The sequence below is a fragment of the Anoxybacillus andreesenii genome (assembly GCF_030813005.1).
GTDB classification, from domain to species: domain Bacteria; phylum Bacillota; class Bacilli; order Bacillales; family Cytobacillaceae; genus Robertmurraya; species Robertmurraya andreesenii.
In genome coordinates this window covers 1-1,233 of the sequence record NZ_JAUSTU010000076.1, presented here as the reverse complement: position 1 = coordinate 1,233, position 1,233 = coordinate 1, and the positions used below count along the sequence as shown (strand labels likewise).

The following is a 1,233-nucleotide window of genomic DNA, read 5'->3' as shown; positions in this document are numbered from 1 at the left end:
GACTACTACTGAAAATTATAACACTCAAATGGCTCTTCTTCCAGAGGTTGAGGAAATTTCTCCTCCTAAAAGACAATTAGCTCCTACATTCAAACCCTACGACAACCGTCAAATTCAAACCATCTTTGATATTGAATCACTTATTCCTATGAACCATGTGGCACGTGTAGTGGATGAAATGGTCGAAGCTGTCCCAGACGTGCAGTTATTCTCCCATTATAAAGGTGGGGGACGAAGTTCCTTTCATCCTAAAATGATGCTCAAAATTATTCTGTTCGCTTATTCTCAAAAGGTTTACTCCTGCAGAAGAATTGAAACATTGGTTAAAGAAAACATCCCTGCCATGTGGTTGGCAGCTGGGCAACAACCTGATTTCCGTACCATTAATGAGTTTCGTGGGGAACGGATGAAAGTCTTGATGGACGAATTATTTGAAGCGATGATTCTTAAATTGATTGAAGAAAAATATATCACGATGGAAAACTACTTTTTGGATGGCACGAAGATCGAGGCAGATGCGAATAAGTATTCTTTCGTATGGAAAAAAGCTACTGAGAAATTTGAGGCTAAGCTAAGAGAGAAAATTCAAGAAACGCTTCAGCATATTCATGAATTAACGCAAATCGAGGCTGGGTCTTTACCAAAGGAAGATCAACCAAAAGTACAAGTCTCCGAATCACACCTAAAAACAATCGCAAAAGAAATCGAAGATAAGGTAGAAGCATTAACAGAGAAAATAGAGAATGAACCCGATACGAATACCCGTAAGGAAATCCGTAAAGTTCGCAGTCAATTCAAGAAATCCTTAAAACTGATTCGCGAAAATTTCTTACCTCGGATCGCAAAATATAAGGAACAGAACGAAGTCTTTGGTGATCGTAATAGCTATTCAAAAACAGATAAAGACGCCACTTTCATGCGCATGAAAGAAGATCACATGAAAAACGGTCAGTTGAAAGCCGGATATAATGTGCAAATGGGAACGGAAAATCAATTTATTTTGTTTTATTCCATTCATCAAAGCCCTACAGACACTCGTTGCTTTATCCCTCATTTGGAGAAGTTGGCTTCCACTTCCTTACCTATGCCTAAAACCGTCATTGCCGACGCAGGATATGGAAGTGAAGAAAATTATGTCTATGCAGTTGGAGATGAAAAGGAACAAAAATTTGATTTTCTTATTCCATATGGTTCGTACATACAAGAAAAGACACGTAAATATAAGAATGATAT

Annotated in this window: 1 protein-coding gene; it reads left to right on the top strand. The window is 38.0% G+C overall.

The features are described from left to right. On the top strand, nt 1-1,233 hold a 1,233-nt coding region (locus tag J2S07_RS21855), incomplete at both ends, for an IS1182 family transposase (RefSeq protein WP_307152466.1).